14 protein-coding genes are annotated in these 14377 nt (G+C 71.3%); 4 read left to right on the top strand and 10 right to left on the bottom strand.

Annotation, left to right across the window (positions count from 1 at the left end; all coding sequences use genetic code 11):
* Nucleotides 1-72: 72 nt before the first annotated feature.
* The 5 genes from ACIHFD_RS57860 to ACIHFD_RS57880 form a co-directional block, all read right to left on the bottom strand.
* Nucleotides 73-849 (bottom strand): SDR family oxidoreductase, encoded by a 777-nt coding sequence (locus ACIHFD_RS57860; protein WP_397374204.1) that lies wholly within the window; start codon nt 847-849, stop codon nt 73-75.
* A gap of 38 nt (nt 850-887) precedes the next feature.
* Entirely contained in the window at nt 888-1319 is a 432-nt protein-coding gene (locus ACIHFD_RS57865; protein ID WP_397374205.1) for a carboxymuconolactone decarboxylase family protein, read from the bottom strand.
* A 93-nt stretch (nt 1320-1412) separates the two neighbouring features.
* Nucleotides 1413-1892, bottom strand: coding sequence for an RrF2 family transcriptional regulator (locus tag ACIHFD_RS57870; RefSeq protein ID WP_397374206.1), 480 nt, complete (start codon nt 1890-1892; stop codon nt 1413-1415).
* A gap of 85 nt (nt 1893-1977) precedes the next feature.
* Nucleotides 1978-2295 carry a carboxymuconolactone decarboxylase family protein gene (locus ACIHFD_RS57875; RefSeq protein WP_350733037.1) on the bottom strand — a complete coding sequence of 106 codons (318 nt, stop codon included), beginning with the start codon at nt 2293-2295 and terminating at the stop codon, nt 1978-1980.
* A gap of 100 nt (nt 2296-2395) precedes the next feature.
* The gene (locus ACIHFD_RS57880; protein ID WP_397374207.1) at nt 2396-3283 is read right to left on the bottom strand and encodes a helix-turn-helix transcriptional regulator; all 888 of its coding nucleotides are present in this window, start codon (nt 3281-3283) and stop codon (nt 2396-2398) included.
* A gap of 188 nt (nt 3284-3471) precedes the next feature.
* On the opposite strand from ACIHFD_RS57880, the gene ACIHFD_RS57885 reads away from it, so the two are divergent.
* Nucleotides 3472-4452 (top strand): aldo/keto reductase, encoded by a 981-nt coding sequence (locus ACIHFD_RS57885; RefSeq protein WP_397374208.1) that lies wholly within the window; start codon nt 3472-3474, stop codon nt 4450-4452.
* 16 nt (nt 4453-4468) lie between these two features.
* Here ACIHFD_RS57885 and ACIHFD_RS57890 read toward each other — a convergent pair whose 3' ends face one another.
* The gene (locus tag ACIHFD_RS57890; protein WP_397374209.1) at nt 4469-5701 is read right to left on the bottom strand and encodes an aminotransferase class V-fold PLP-dependent enzyme; all 1233 of its coding nucleotides are present in this window, start codon (nt 5699-5701) and stop codon (nt 4469-4471) included.
* On the opposite strand from ACIHFD_RS57890, the gene ACIHFD_RS57895 reads away from it, so the two are divergent.
* A complete protein-coding gene (locus ACIHFD_RS57895; RefSeq protein ID WP_397374210.1) occupies nt 5700-7103 on the top strand; it encodes a PLP-dependent aminotransferase family protein in 1404 nt (467 codons plus the stop codon). The genes ACIHFD_RS57890 and ACIHFD_RS57895 overlap by 2 nt on opposite strands.
* On the opposite strand, the gene ACIHFD_RS57900 is transcribed toward ACIHFD_RS57895, so the two are convergent.
* The 3 genes from ACIHFD_RS57900 to ACIHFD_RS57910 all read right to left on the bottom strand — a co-directional run bounded on the left by ACIHFD_RS57900 (nt 7093) and on the right by ACIHFD_RS57910 (nt 12360).
* The gene (locus tag ACIHFD_RS57900; RefSeq protein ID WP_397374211.1) at nt 7093-9135 is read right to left on the bottom strand and encodes a S8 family serine peptidase; all 2043 of its coding nucleotides are present in this window, start codon (nt 9133-9135) and stop codon (nt 7093-7095) included. The two genes, ACIHFD_RS57895 and ACIHFD_RS57900, sit on opposite strands and share 11 nt — an antisense overlap.
* A 138-nt stretch (nt 9136-9273) precedes the next feature.
* Nucleotides 9274-10911, bottom strand: a complete 1638-nt coding sequence (locus ACIHFD_RS57905; RefSeq protein ID WP_397374212.1) for a phospholipase A2 — start codon at nt 10909-10911, stop codon at nt 9274-9276.
* A 516-nt stretch (nt 10912-11427) separates the two neighbouring features.
* A complete protein-coding gene (locus ACIHFD_RS57910) occupies nt 11428-12360 on the bottom strand; it encodes an MBL fold metallo-hydrolase (protein ID WP_397374213.1) in 933 nt (310 codons plus the stop codon).
* Nucleotides 12361-12439: 79 nt separating this feature from the next.
* On the opposite strand from ACIHFD_RS57910, the gene ACIHFD_RS57915 reads away from it, so the two are divergent.
* Entirely contained in the window at nt 12440-13201 is a 762-nt protein-coding gene (locus ACIHFD_RS57915; RefSeq protein WP_397374214.1) for a TetR/AcrR family transcriptional regulator, read from the top strand.
* Here the strand turns inward: ACIHFD_RS57915 and ACIHFD_RS57920 are convergent.
* Entirely contained in the window at nt 13133-13624 is a 492-nt protein-coding gene (locus ACIHFD_RS57920) for an FBP domain-containing protein (RefSeq protein WP_397374215.1), read from the bottom strand. The genes ACIHFD_RS57915 and ACIHFD_RS57920 overlap by 69 nt on opposite strands.
* Nucleotides 13625-13692: 68 nt before the next feature.
* Here ACIHFD_RS57920 and ACIHFD_RS57925 point away from each other — a divergent pair, with 68 nt between their 5' ends.
* Entirely contained in the window at nt 13693-14262 is a 570-nt protein-coding gene (locus tag ACIHFD_RS57925; RefSeq protein WP_397374216.1) for a TetR/AcrR family transcriptional regulator, read from the top strand.
* Nucleotides 14263-14377: the final 115 nt, after the last annotated feature.

Here is a 14377-nt window from a genome sequence, read left to right on the forward strand (position 1 = left end):
GCTCCTCGTTCGACGCCGAGCTCTGCCTGAACCGTAGTGTGATCACTTCCGGGGCAGCAGACAAGATCGCGTTTACGTGAACAGCTGGCCGCCGTTGACGTCGATGGTGGCGCCGGTGAGGGCCTTGGCGTGGTCGGAGGCGAGGTAGAGGACGGCGCGGGCCACGTCCTCCTCGGTGGCGATGCGGCGCAGCGCCATCGCGGAGACGTCGCGGGCGAGGATCTGCTCGAACGGCACGCCTTCCGCCGCGGCCCGCGTGCGCATCCAGTCGTCGAGCACGTCACTGGCGATCCAGCCGGGAGCGACGCAGTTGACCCGCACCCCGTACGGGCCGAGCTCGTCGGCGAGGCAGTGGGACAGCAGGTGCGCGGCGGCCTTGCCCGCGGCGTAGTCGCTGCGCCCCGCGTAGCCCGTGCGGGAGGACATGGAGGTGATGTTGACGATCGAGCCGGAGCCCTGGGCCACCATGTGCGGCGCGATGAACCTGCAGGCCAGCAGGGTGCCGTAGCCGCCCGTCTCGACGGCCGCGCGCCAGGCCTCGAGGTCGTCGTCGGACATGTCGAGCACGTTCCTGCGGTGCGATCCGGGGAAGGCGGCGTTGACCAGCACGTCCACCCGGCCGAACCGGTCGATCACGGTGCCGGCGAGCCGCCGTACGTCCTTCGTCCTGGTCACGTCGGCGGGCACGGCCAGCGCGCCCGGCACCTCGGCGGCGATCCGCTCGACGGTGGCCGCGGTGCGGGCGGCCACGACGACCCTGGCGCCCTCCTCGCTCAGCAGGCGCGCCAGGGTCCGCCCCAGCCCGGGGCCCGCCCCGGTGACGACCGCGACCTTGTCATCGAGCAGCACGCCATGACTCTACCAAGCGTTTGCTCGATAACGAGGTGCTAGGCCGGGGCGTTGCGGAGGGTGATGTTGATGCGGTTCCAGGCGTTGATCGCCGAGATCGCCATGACCAGGGCGGCCAGCGACTCCTCGTCGTAGTGGGCCGCGGCCTCCTGCCACACCGCGTCGGGGACGCCGTCGGGGTTGTCGGCGACCCGCGTGGCCGCCTCCGCGAGCGCGAGGGCGGCGCGTTCCTCGTCGGAGAAGAACGGCGTGTCCCGCCAGGCCGCGACCGCGTTGACGCGCCGGTCCTGCACGCCCGCCTCCCGGGCCTCGCGGGCGTGCATGTCCACGCAGAAGCCGCAGCCGTTGATCTGGCTGACGCGCAACCGGAGCAGGTCGAGCGTGGCGCGGGGGACGGGGGCGGCGTTGATGTACGCCTCCAGCGCGTACATCGCCTTCAGGCCGTCGGCGGCGGGCTTGCGAATGCTCATGCGCATTGCTGGATCTCCTTATTCCTGGATGGTCTGGATATTTGATATCCAGAATTACCCCATGCGGCGGGGCCGCTCAGGGGACAGGGCCGTTCAGGGGCGGCGGCTCGCGAACCAGTCGCGGGTGGCCGCGGGCGTGCCGGGAGAGTGGCGCTCCACCGTCGCCTTGATGTCGGCCAGCGTCTGGCCGGCCAGCTCCTTGCGCCAGGCGAGCTCGGCCCGCCGCATGGCCTGCGAGACGAAGCACGCCTTGCGGTAGTCGACGTCCGGCCGCCCGCCCGGCCCCTTCCGCAGCACCTCCTCGCAGCGGAAGGCATCGCCCGGCCCCTCGATCGCGGTGACCACGTCGAGCAGCGTGATGCGCTCGGGCGCGCGGGCCAGCCGGAACCCGCCCCGGGGGCCGGGGGTGGAGGTGACGAGGCCCGCCCGCGCCAGCGCCTGGAGCTGCTTGTTCAGGTACGCCGTGGGCAGCTCGTAGAACGCCGCCAGCCGGGCGGCGGTCATGGCCTCGTCCTGCTCGACCCACGTCAGGTTCAGGCAGCTGTGCAGGGCCCACTCCACGCCCTCGCTCATCCGCATAATCCTGGATATTAAACGTCTAGATCTTGATGGGCAAGTCAGGAGCCGGGCACGAGCCTGATCGTCGCGGCGCAAGCGGTCATCGGTGCATCTCCTTCAGGGTGGTGATCGCCGTCATGGCGTTGGGCCAGCCGGCGTAGAACGCCAGGTGGGTGATCGCCTCGACGAGCTCGTCCTCGGTCAGGCCGTTGTCCAGCCCTCGGCGCAGGTGGGATTCGAGCTGGCCGGTGCGGTACAGCGCCACCAGCGCGGATATGGTGATCAGGCTGCGGTCGCGGGGCGACAGGCCGGGACGTTCCCAGACGTCGCCGAACAGCACCTCGTCGGTCAGTTCGACCAGTTTCGGCGCGAAGTCGCCGATCAGGCGCTGGGCGGGTGTGGGCTCAGCGGACATCATGTTCTCCTCACGAAGGTTCGCTCGTCGCGTCCACCATGGCGTTCGTGCCGGCCGGGTGGCAGACCGCGCTGTTCGGGGGAGTGACAGGGCCTCCCACGATTCACCTGGAGGGGAGCTTCGTGGCGCGCTCGGAGGCGAGCAGGTCCAGCAGGACGATCGCGTCGTACTCGGGGGTGCCGGGCTCGGCGTAGTAGGTCATCAGCCGGTGGCCGGGGGTGCCCTCCAGCAGCATGGACTGGTAGCCGAGGGTGAGGTCCCCGACCTCAGGGTGGTGGAAGGTCTTGCGCCCTTGTACGTGGCCGCGCACGTCGTAGCGTTCCCACAGGCGGGCGAACTCCGGGCTCTTGAGCAGAAGCTCCCCGGCGAGGTTGGTCAGGTCGGGCGCGTCCGGGTCGGTGCCGGCCAGGGCCCGCAGCCTGGCGACGCAGCCGCGGATCTGGTTGTCCCAGTCGTGGAACAGCTCGCGGGCCGAGGGATGGAGGAAGACGTAACGGGCGATGTTGCGCTGCCTGGGCGGCCAGCTGTCCATCCCGGCGAACAGCCGCAGCCCGGCGGGGGTGTGGGCGAGCAGGTCGCCGGTGCGGCTGCCCACGTACGCGGGGTAGGGCCGCAGGCTCTCCAGCAGCAGCTTGACCCCGGGCCGGACGGTCCGGCCGGGCGCGGCCGGCGGCTCGGGAGCGGTGCGGGCGGCGCGCGCGGCCAGGCTGCGCAGGTGCTCGTGCTCGATCTCGTCCAGCAGAAGGGCGCGGGCCAGGGCGTCGACGACGGCCGGGCTGGGCCGGGTCTCCCTGCCGCGCTCCAGCCTGACGTAATAGTCGACGCTGACCCCGGCCAGGGTGGCCAGCTCCTCGCGCCGCAGGCCGGGGGTGCGCCGCAGGCCCGGGCCGACCGTCAGGCCGACCTCGCCCGGGGTCACCTGGGTGCGGCGTGCGCGCAGGAAACGTCCCAGCTCGCTGCCGCCACTGCTGTCCCGTTGCTCACGTGCCATACCTTCCAGTCTGCCGGGCCCTGACCTGCGCGGCGGCTGCGTTGGGGGGCCCTGTCACACCCCCGAACAGCCCACCCTGCCAGCGCGCGCCCGCCGCGCGCAGGATGGACGGTCGAGGAGGTGTCCTCCCCCGGTGGGGGCGGCCGCCTCCCCGTCGAACTGCGGTTTCGCGAGGAAAGAGATAGCAAATGGAGTACACCCGTCTGGGGTCGTCGGGCCTGAAGGTGAGCCGGATCGCGCTCGGCTGCATGAGCTTCGGGGTGTCCGGGGAGTGGACGCCGTGGGCGCTCGACGACGAGGGGGCTGAGCCGATCTTCCGGCAGGCGGTCGAGCTCGGCGTCACCTTCTGGGACACCGCCAACGTCTATGGGATGGGCGCGTCGGAGGAGATCGTCGGGCGCGCGCTGAAGAAGTACACGCGCCGCGACGACATCGTCCTGGCGACCAAGGTGTTCTTCCCGATCCACCAGGGCCCCGGCGGCGCCGGGCTGTCCCGTAAGGCGATCATGGAGCAGATCGACGCCTCCCTGAGCCGCCTCGGCACGGACTACGTCGACCTCTACCAGATCCACCGTTTCGACCCCGAGACGCCGGTGGAGGAGACGATGGAGGCCCTGCACGACGTCGTCAAGGCAGGCAAGGCCCGCTACATCGGCGCCTCGTCGATGTGGGCCTGGCAGTTCGCCACGATGCAGCACGTCGCGCGGGCGAACGGGTGGAGCCGGTTCGTCTCCATGCAGGACCAGTACAGCCTGGTCCAGCGGGAGGAGGAGCGGGAGATGTTCGGCCTGCTCGCGGACCAGGGCGTGGGCAGCATGCCGTGGAGCCCGCTCGCCGCGGGCCTGCTCGCCCGTCCCTGGGGGGAGAAGGGCACCAGCCGCGCCGCGACCAACCCGACGACCGACCGCCAGGGCCGGCCGCTGTTCCTGGAGGGCGACAAGGCCATCGTGGACGCCGTCCAGCGGATCGCGCAGGCGCGTGGCGTCTCGATGGCGCAGGTGGCCATGGCCTGGGTGCTGAACAACCCGGTCGTCAGCGCGCCCATCGTGGGCGCCACGAAGGCGCGCCATCTGGCCGACGCGGTCGCGGCGCTGGACGTCAAGCTCACCGACGACGAGGTCACGTCACTGGAGGAGCACTACACGCCCCGCCTGCCCACGTACTTCTGAGTGCGGGCCCTCAGCCTCACCGCCGGGCGGCGGTGAGGCTGAGCTCGGCGACCGCGGCGGCGACGCGGTCCACCTCCTCCTCGGTGTTGTAGTAGTGCGGTGACAGGCGAAGGGCCCACTCCACGTCCTTGTCGCCGAAGTCGTACTGGGCGAACTCGCGGAAGCTGAGGGCGGAGTTGATCCCCCGCGCGTCCATGGCCTCCTTGAAGGGCTGCGGCTGCCAGCCTTCGATCTCGAAGGTGACCAGGGCCGCCGGTCGCGTGCCGCCATCGAGGAGCCGGACGCCGGGGACGCCCGCCAGCCGGTCACGCAGCCGGGCCGCGAGCGCGGGCGTGCGCTCGGCGATGCGGTGCACGCCGACCCGGAGGGCGTACCTGGTGGCCACCGCGCTGCCGATCACGGCCGAGTACGGGAACTCCCAGTCCTCGAAGCGCGCGGCGGTCTCGACCGGGCGGTAGCGGCCCGGCTCGACCCAGCGGGCGCCGTACATGTCGATGAACAGCGGCTCGTAGCCGGCGCGCAGGACCCGGTCGGAGACGTAGAGGAAGCCCGAGCCGCGCGGGCCGCGCAGGAATTTGCGGCACGTGGCGGTGAGCAGGTCGCAGCCGATCTCCTCGACGTCGATCTCGTACTGGCCGACCGTCTGGCAGGCGTCCACGAGATACAGCAGCTCCAGCTCACGGCAGTGGCGGCCGATCTCGGCGACCGGCTGGACCAGGCCGGAGTTGGTGGGCACGTGGGTCACGGCGACCAGCCGGGGCCGCCGCGAGCGCATGAGCGCGGCCATCGCCTCGACGTCGACGCCGCTGCCGTCGGCGTGGTCCGGGGCGTGCACGATCTCGACGCCGAACCTCTTGCGCAGGGACAGGAAGGCGATCTGGTTGGAGATGAAGTCGTTGCGCGTGGTGAGGATGACGTCGCCGCGCTCGAACGGGATGGCGGACAGCGCCCTGGTGTAGGCGTCGGTCGCGCTCCCGGCGAAAGCGATGTTCTCGGGGGAGCAGTTGAGGAGCCCGGCCGTCGCGGCGTAGAAGTCGCGGACCTCCGCCTGCCGGGCCGCGGCCGCCTCGTATCCGCCGATGGCCGCTTCGAGCCGCAGGTGGGAGAGCATCGCCTCGAGCACCGGCCTGACCAGCAGGCCGCAGCCGGCGTTGTTGAAGTGCACCACCGATTCGCAGCCCGGGGTGTCGGCGCGAAGGGCTCGAAGCGTTTCCGGTGAAAAGTGGAAAGCGTTACTCTTGTCTCTCATGTCAGAGAGTAACATTACTGAGGCTCTCGCCACGAGCCTGCGGGCGGAGATCGCCGGGCTGGCCGCGGGCGACCGGCTGCCCAGCGCCCGCGACCTGGTGCGCCGCCACGGGGTGAGCCCCGTGACGGTGACGCGTGCCTTCGCTCTGCTGGCCGCCGAGGGGGCGGTGGTGACCCGGCCGGGCAGCGGCACCTTCGTCGCGGCGCGCCGCGACCGGTCCGCCGACGGAGTGGGGGACACCTCCTGGCAGACGGTCGTGCTCGCGGACCGCAGCATGCCCGCGCTGACGGCGGGCGAGCTGCTCGGCCCGCCGCCCGGCGCCATCACGATGGCCGGCGGCTACCTGCACAGCTCCCTGCAGCCCGTCAAGGCGCTGGCCGCCGCCCTGGCGCGGGCGGCCCGCCGTCCGGACGCGTGGGATCGCGCGCCGGTGGCCGGCCTGGCGCCGTTGCGTACGATCTTCGCCCGGCAGGCCGGTGGCGACGTCGGCTCCGACGACGTGCTGATCACCAGCGGCGGGCAGAGCGCCCTTTCCATGGTGTTCCGTGCCATCGCCGCGCCCGGCAGCCCGATCCTGGTCGAATCGCCCACCTATCCGGGCGCGCTGGTGGCCGCCCGCGCGGCGGGGCTGCGACCCGTACCCGTGCCTCTGGACGGCGACGGCATCCGGCCCGACCTGCTGGCCGACGCCTTCGCCACGACCGGGGCCCGGCTGCTGTACTGCCAGCCGACCTTCCACAACCCGACCGGCGCCGTGCTCTCGCCCGAGCGTCGCCGGCAGGTGGCCGACGTGGCCCGCGCGGCCGGCGCCTTCCTGGTCGAGGACGACTTCGCGCGCCACCTCGGGCACGGCGCGCCGGTGCCCCGCGCGCTCGTCGCCGACGACCGCGACGGCACCGTGGTCCACGTGACCTCTTTGACCAAGCCCGCCTCGCCCAGCCTGCGCATCGGCGCGGTCATCGCCAGGGGCCCGGTGATGGAACGGCTGCGCGCGATGCGGCGGGTCGACGACTTCTTCATCGCGCGCCCCCTCCAGGAGGCGGCCGTCGAGCTGCTCAGCACCCCGGCCTGGGACCGGCACCTGCGTGCCCTGGCCCACGCGTTGCGGGAACGCTGCGCCGCGCTGGTCACCGCGCTCGCCCGCGAGGTCCCCGGCTGGGTGCCCGGGCAGATCCCCACCGGAGGGCTGCACCTGTGGGTGCGGATGAGCGCGGGCCACGACCACGCCGCCGTCGAGGCGGCGCGGTCGCGGGGTGTGGTCATCAGCGCGGGCGGCGACTACTTCGCCGCGGAGGCTCCGGGCGGCTACCTGCGGCTCGGCTTCGCGGCGGCCGCCGACGTCGCCGAGCTGGTCGAGGGTGCGCGGCGGCTCGGCGGGCCGCCGCGTTCCCTCACTGGGTGAGCGTCCATCCGTTGATGTAGCCCTTGTCGCCGGAGGTGACGTCTTCGACGCGGAGTTTCCAGCTGCCGCTGGCTGGTGAGGTGCTGGCGTTGACGTGATAGGTCTCGTTCAGGACGTCGGCGTCGTCCTTGGGTGCCGGGGCCCGTAGCGGGTAGACCTTGCCGTCCGGGGCGACCAGGTCGAGCTTGAGGTCGCCGCGCCAGGTGTGGTTGATCTCGACGTAGACGGTCACGTTGGAGGGGGCGTTGCCGGAGAGCCAGCCGACCACGATCTGGGAGTCCGCGCTGCCGGGGTCGGGGATGGGGACGTCGTCCCAGGCGCCGAAGCAGGGCAGCCTGATGGTCCAGCTGTCGATGTAGCCGGTGTCGAGCCATTCGACGTCCTGGGCGCGCAGCTTCCAGGTGCCCTTCACCGGGGAGGCGCTGGCGTTGATGTGATACGTCTCGTGGATGATGTCGGCGCTGTCGTTGGGGGCGGGCGCCCGCAGCGGATAGACCTTGCCGTCCGGGGCGATCAGGTCGGCCTTGATCTCGCCGCGCCAGGTGTGGTGGATGTCGATGTAGACCTCGATGTTGGCGGGTGCGCTGCCGATGAGGTCGTTGACCACGATCTTCGATTCCACGTAGCCGTGGTCGGGGATGGCGTAGTCGGTCCCGTTGGTGTAGTTGGGCAGCGGCCAGGGGTCCGCGTCGGGGTCCGGGGTTGGGTTGGTGCCGCCGAGCACGGCGGTGTCGAGCTGGATGCGGGGGGTGGTGGCGCCGGTGTAGGTGATGACCTTGCCGGTGGTCTTCAGGGTGGTCACCAGCTGGGAGACGGCGGTGGTGGGCTGGGCCTGGCGCATCACGGCCAGGGCGCCGGTGACGTGGGGGGCGGCCATCGAGGTGCCGCTCATGGAGGCGTACTTGTTGCCGGGGATGGAGGAGACGATGTCGGTGCCCGGGGCGAACAGGTCCAGCAGGGTGCCGCGGTTGCTGAACGTGGACGGGGTGTCCGTGTCGGTGGTGCTGCCGACGGCGATGGCCGAGGAGACGCAGGCCGGCGCGCTGATGCCGTCGCCGTAGCCGTTGTTGCCGGAGGCGATGACGGTGGCCACGCCGGCCGCCAGGAGGGCGTCGATGGCGGGTTTGCGGGGGTCGGAGTCGCAGGCGGCGGTGTAGCGGCCGCTGCCGAGGCTCAGGTTGGCGGCCACGATGGGGGTGCCGCCCTCCTGCAGCTCCAGGACCTTCTCCAGGCCGGCGATCTGGGCGCTGGTGAAACTGAGCACGCAGGGGGCCGCGCCGGCGCCGCAGAAGTCCTCGGAGGTGAACTTGCTGAAGACCTGGATGGCGACGAGTTCGGCGGCGGGGGCGACGCCGGCGGGCGGGGCTCCTGTGACGTTCTGGCCGTTGCCGATGGCGATGCCGGCCACGTGGGTGCCGTGGTCGCAGTCGAGGGCGACGTCGGCGCAGGGGCCGGTGTCGGTGTCGGCCGCGCCGGGTCCTTCCTGCTCGGCGTTGCCGTCGGGGCACAGGCTGGTGGCCGAGTAGTCGGCGTCGACGGGGGAGAAGCAGGCCTCTTCGAGGACGCGGCTGCCCAGGAAGGGGTGGTTGACGGCGACGCCGGTGTCCAGGACGGCGACGACGCTGCCGGCGCCGGTCATGCCCGCGGCGCGGGTGCGGTCCCCGCCGATCAGGGGGATGCTCTGGGCCAGCACCGGGGGTACGGGCTTGTCCTCGGTGACGCTGACCACGTTGGCGAGCTTGGACAGCCGGTCCACGGCCGCCGCGTCCACGCGCAGGGTGACCATGGGGAAGCGGGAGGAGGTCTGCAGGACCTGGCCGTTGGCGGAGGCGTCGGGCAGGTCGGTCCGGGACTTGGTGACCACGTTCACCCGGAGTTTGCCGCCGGCGGCCAGCTTGGTGCGCAGCTCGGGCTCCACCGTCGGTGCGGCCGCTGTGACCTGCTGGGTGGTCTGCTGGGTGGTTTGCTTCTCCAGGTTGGCCGAGGCCGCGTGGGCCGGCACGCTCACGAGCGTCGTGGCCGCGAATGCCACGATGACGCAGGATAAGACCGGAAATTTCATGACATATCGCGCCTTACGTGAAGAGTTCCATGGTGACGACGCCGACATGAGGGGGTGGCCGGACGGCGATCGATCCCGCCGTCCGGCCTCTGGGGTCACAGCGAGTGGTTACGTCGCGTTCGCGCCGTTCTTGGGGTTGCCCTTGACGCGGACGGCGGCCCAGTAGACGAGGGCGATCCGCCGGCAGGCCCCGCGGACCAGGATGAAGTAACCGCCGCACACCTTGTCGCGCAGCGTGATGTAGAACCTGTTGTCCACGTCGGCCTTGCGGCTGCGGTCGAGGTAGTACTTGTACTTCTTGTACGTGTTGCCGATCAGCCCGTACCCGTAGTCGTGCGAGTCACAGGCCGGCCGGTAGTCGAAGCCGCTGGGGCGGTCCGGAGCCTGCGTGCAGTGGTCGTGGTTGATGCCCATGACCTTGAAGCCGCTGGCGGTCCGCTTCCAGCTCGGGCTGTGCCAGCCGTAGTGCGCCGCGTAGGCCATGCAGCCGATCTTGGTCCACCACATCCAGTCCTTGGCCGTGGGGCAGTACTTCGGATAGGCCTGCGTGCCGTCGATGCCGCCCGGGATGAAGTCGCCCGGCGGCGGCTCCGGGGTCACGGGGCTGGGGATCCCTCCCGAGCCCTCGATCGGCGTGTCGGCGGTCGGCCGGTCGGCGTCGACGGAGGTCGCCTGGGGGACCGCGCTGCCCGCCGGGAAGCTCAGCTGCCACGCGCCGTTGCTGCGCGAGTCGATCGACGTCAGGCGGCCGATCTCGTCGTAGGCGTAGGTCGCCTGGGTGGTGCCGTCGCTGGGGTCGGACACCGTGCGCAGCAGCCCGGACAGGTCGTACGCGTAGCGGGCCGCGGTCTGCGGCGCCTCGGTGCCGAGGGTGACCGTGACCTCCTTGAGCCGGCCCGTGAAGTCGCCGAGCGAGGAGGTGCCGGCCGTGGTGGACGTGGCGTAGGTGAACGCGAGGGTGGTCTCGGGAGCTTCGGCCCCGGCCGGTTCCTTGATGGTGCTGATGCGGCCCTGGGTGTCGTAGCCGACCGTCGACTTGCCGTACGCGGTGGTGCCGACGCTGGTCACCCGCCAGGTGTCGGTGCTCTGCAGGCCCGCCGGCTGCGCCCAGGTGTAGTTGAACTTGAGGTCGGCCGCGCTGACGGGGTTGCCGTTGGCGTCGGTGAAGGTGTCGTCACCGGCGTCCTGGGTGGTCGCATCCACCGTGATCGCCTCGGCCATCGTGGTACGCATCGCGCCGGCGGTCGCGTCCCACTTGGTCGTCTCGGTGAGCTTGGCGCCGGTGGCGTCCTCGTAGGTGTTGATGCCGCCGCCGCCCGGCAGCGAGACGCTGCTCTTCAGGTCGTAGCGGGTCGAACCCCCTTCTTCCAGGTCCGTGACGACGACGGCGCCGTTCTGGACCTCCAGCTTCCGGTTGATCGCCCCGCCGAGGAACTCCCCTTGCCAGCCGGGCCCGAAGACGGCCAGCTCGGGGCGGGTGGCGGGGGCCGACTGCGGCCGGGCCAGGTCACCGTTGGCCGCGGCCACACCGTGCCGGCGGCCGATCGCGGCGAAGGACACGTCCGATTCGGCGATCTTGAAGGTGCCGGAGTCGGCGAAGTACTGACCGGGGCCGACCTCCTGAACCTCGGCCGGGGGCGGCTCGGCGACGGCAACGGTGGAGGTGGAGGCGGAGGCGGAGGCCTCGGGAGAGAGGAAGGGGATCAGCACCGCCGAAAGGGCGACGGCGGTCGTTAATCGGCGCAATTGGGCCTCCCGAGTGCGCGGGTGAGTGATTTGATCACCTGGACAGTAGATGATCGGAATTCACTCCACAAGGGTCTGGACAGCCATTCGGATCGGTGCTCGAATCGCATTCGGAGTCGCACCCTTCGCGCCCTTCGGTAAGCGGTGACGCGTTCGACGAACCCGCATTTACAGACACCGCCAGCGCTCGCATAATCCCAGGCCAGAGCGGCTTTTCTGGTGAATTTATGGCGCCCTTATCGGGTCTCTGATGAAGATGTACCGATGTCCTGCTGAATTCGTATGGCGGTAATGTAGTGATTTTATGGCGGTCCCGCCGACCATTATCCGCGGGGGATTGCCGCGCCATTGCCCCCGGCGGTCAGGGCCGCTTCGGAGTCGGGGCCGGCGGGCGTTCGACAAGGGTGTGAATCGGCGATCGCGAACCAGGGCCGGCCCGGGCCGCGATGATCGCGCCGAGCTGCCCCGGCCGGTACGGCCTGTGCTCCGTACCCGGCGTCGCCGCAGGTCCAGGCGCTATGAGGCGGCCTCGTGGTAGAAGGCGCGGGCGGCGAAGCCGATCCACTCGGGACGTTCCCAGGTGGTCCAGCGGGCGCGGGCGGCCTGGTCGATCGCCGCCGCGGTCTCCTCCTCGGTGGCGCCGGAGGAACGCAGGCGGGCGGCCTCGGCGCGGACGTAGGCGAGGTAGTCGCGGACGTCGTGGAGCAGGGAGGCGTCGGTCACCTCGCCGTGGCCGGGGACGACGACCTCGGGGGAGAGGGCGATGAGCCGGTCGAGGACGTCGATCCAGCGGGCGCCGTCGACGTCGACGTCATGGGGCGGAAGGTACGGGGTGATCGGGAAGATGCGGGTCTCGAACAGGTCGCCGCCGAAGAGGATGCGGTCGTCGACGAGGATGATCTGGTCGGAGGCGGTGTGCGCCGGGCCGGCGGTGCGCAGGACCGCGGTCCGGCCGCCGAGGTCGAGCTCCGCCTCGCCGTCGTAGACGAGGTCGGGTTCGACGAGGGTGACGTCCTGGAGCTCGGCCGCGACGGCGGGGCTCAGCCCCTTGAACATGTCGAGGTAGGCCGCGCCCTTGCGGCGCAGCTCGGCGCGCTGGGCGGCGTTGTAGACGATGGTCGCGGCCCCCTGGAAGGCCTGCGCGCCGAAGCCGTGCTCGGGGTGGAAGTGGGTGACGGTCAGGTACAGGCGCCGGTCGCCGGCCAGGAGGCGGGCCTGTTCCAGGACGTGGGCGCCGTTACGGGGTCCCATGCCGGTGTCGATCACCAGCGCGGCCCGCTCGCCCACGACGATGCCCACGTTGGGGACGAGCTCGACGCGGCCGTCCGGGATGACGTACACGCCGTCGGCCACCTCGACCGGCTCGCCCCGCACGATCGGCGGCGGGCTCTGCCGGACGTCCGGCACGACGCTCTGTCCGGCGGACGGCGAAGAAGCGGTGGGGCACATGACCCACTCCAATCTGAACAGTGTTGAGATGGCTTTTCGCGCAGCGTAACACGGATCTGATCGGTGTTAAGATCGGCTCATGGCGAAGGGGCGTTACCACCACGGCGACCTGCGCGCGGCGCTCCTGGACGCCGCCGAGGAGCTCGTGCGCGAGCGCGGCGCCGACGGCTGGTCGCTACGCGAGGCCTCCGCCCGGGTCGGCGTCAGCCCCAGCGCCGCCTACCACCACTTCGCCTCGCGCGACACGCTCGTCCGCGCGCTGTCCGAACGGATCCTCTCCCGCCTCGGCGACCTCCTGGCGGACGCCTGCGAACAGGCCGGCGAGCTGAGCGGTGCAGGTGCCGGTCCGCGGGCGCCCGTCGGCGAGACCGCCGATCCTCTGCGGCGCCTGATCGCCCTCGGTCGCGGCTACCTGCACTGGGCGGTCCAGGATCCGGCCGTGGCCCGCCTCGTCTTCGGGGCCGGCGCCACCGGCCCGGACTCGCGCGTCTCGCCCCACCCGCACGACGTCCTGACGGCCGAGCTCGACCGCCTCGCCGACCTCGGCGCTCTCTCGGCGGCGTCGCGCCCGGGGGCCGAGTTCGTGGTCTGGGCGCCGATCCACGGCCTCGCGGTCCTGCTCATCGACGGCCTGATCCGCGTCGACGACGCCCGGGCCTTCGACCTCCAGGCCGAACGCGTCATCCGCGCCACCCTCAACGGCCTGTGCCGGGAGCCCGCCCCCTCCGAGGGCTGGCCCGCCGTCCACACCACGCACACCGACCGCCGCCGGTCACACCTTGGCCAGGAAGGCGAACAGGTTGGCCCGGGTGCGGGCGACCTTCTCCGGCAGGCTGAGTGACTCGTCGATGGCTCCGTCGCCCGCGGCCTTCTTCTTGCCGCGTACGTACAGGGAGCAGTCGAGGTCGGTGCACAGATACTGCCCGACCGAGTTGCCCTGACGGCCGGCCTCGCCGGTCCGGCGCGCGGTCATCAGCGCGACGCCGCCGCTGGTGTGCATGGTCAGGCACAGCGAGCACATGCTGCGCGAGGTGAAGCCGCGCGACGTGCCGGACGTCACCCGGAGCGCGATCCCGACGAAGGAGCCGTCGCGTTCGGCCACCAGGTAGGCGCGTTCGGGCGCGCCCGGATCTCGCCACCCGAGGAAGTCGAGGTCTTCCCAGGGGCTCTGCGTGAAGTCCCTGGGCACGCTGAGGCGCTGGGTCTCGCCCTTCGAGCAGTTGATGAACGATGTGCGGATGTCCCGCTCGGTGACTGGTCTCATGGGCGGCGAGGCTAGCTCTCCTTAAGGCTATTATGCAAATACTTAAAAGGTGTAAGAAGGGTGGGCGCATGGCGCGGGCGGGAGTGACCCCGGAGCGGCTGACCAGGGCGGCGGCGGACCTGGCCGACGAGATCGGCTTCCAGAACGTGACCGTCTCGGCGCTCGCGCGCGGGTTCGGGGTCAAGCCCGCGGCCCTGTACGCGCACGTCAAGGACGCGCAGGACCTGCGGTTCAGGGTGCGGGAGCTGGCCATGGGGGAGCTCGCCGACAGGGTCGCCGCGGCGCTGGCCGGCCGGGCGGGCAAGGAGGCGCTGGTGGCCTTCGCCAACGCCTACCGGGACTACGCGAAGGAGCACCCGGGCAGGTACGCCGCGGCGCAGCTCGAACTCGACCCGGTGGCGGCGGCCACCAGCGCGGCGGGCCGGCACGCGGAGCTGGCGCGGGCGCTCCTGCGCGGCTACGACCTGTCGGACCCCGACCAGACGGACGCGATACGGCTGCTGGGCGGCACTTTCCATGGATACGTGTCCCTGGAGACGACGGGCCGGTTCGCCACCAACCCGCGCAGCGCGGACGTGTCGTGGTCCAGGGCCCTGGACGCGCTGGACGTCCTGCTCAGAAACTGGCCGGGAGCCTGAAGCTCTGTAGCGGCCCTGTGGCGGATATATAGCTCCTGCGCCGAGTGTCGTGCGAAGAGCAGTCGCTGTAAGGAGGCGAGAAAAGTGGCCGAAAGCGCCTTCCTCATCGCCTTGG

It is taken from the genome of Nonomuraea sp. NPDC051941 (assembly GCF_044593615.1).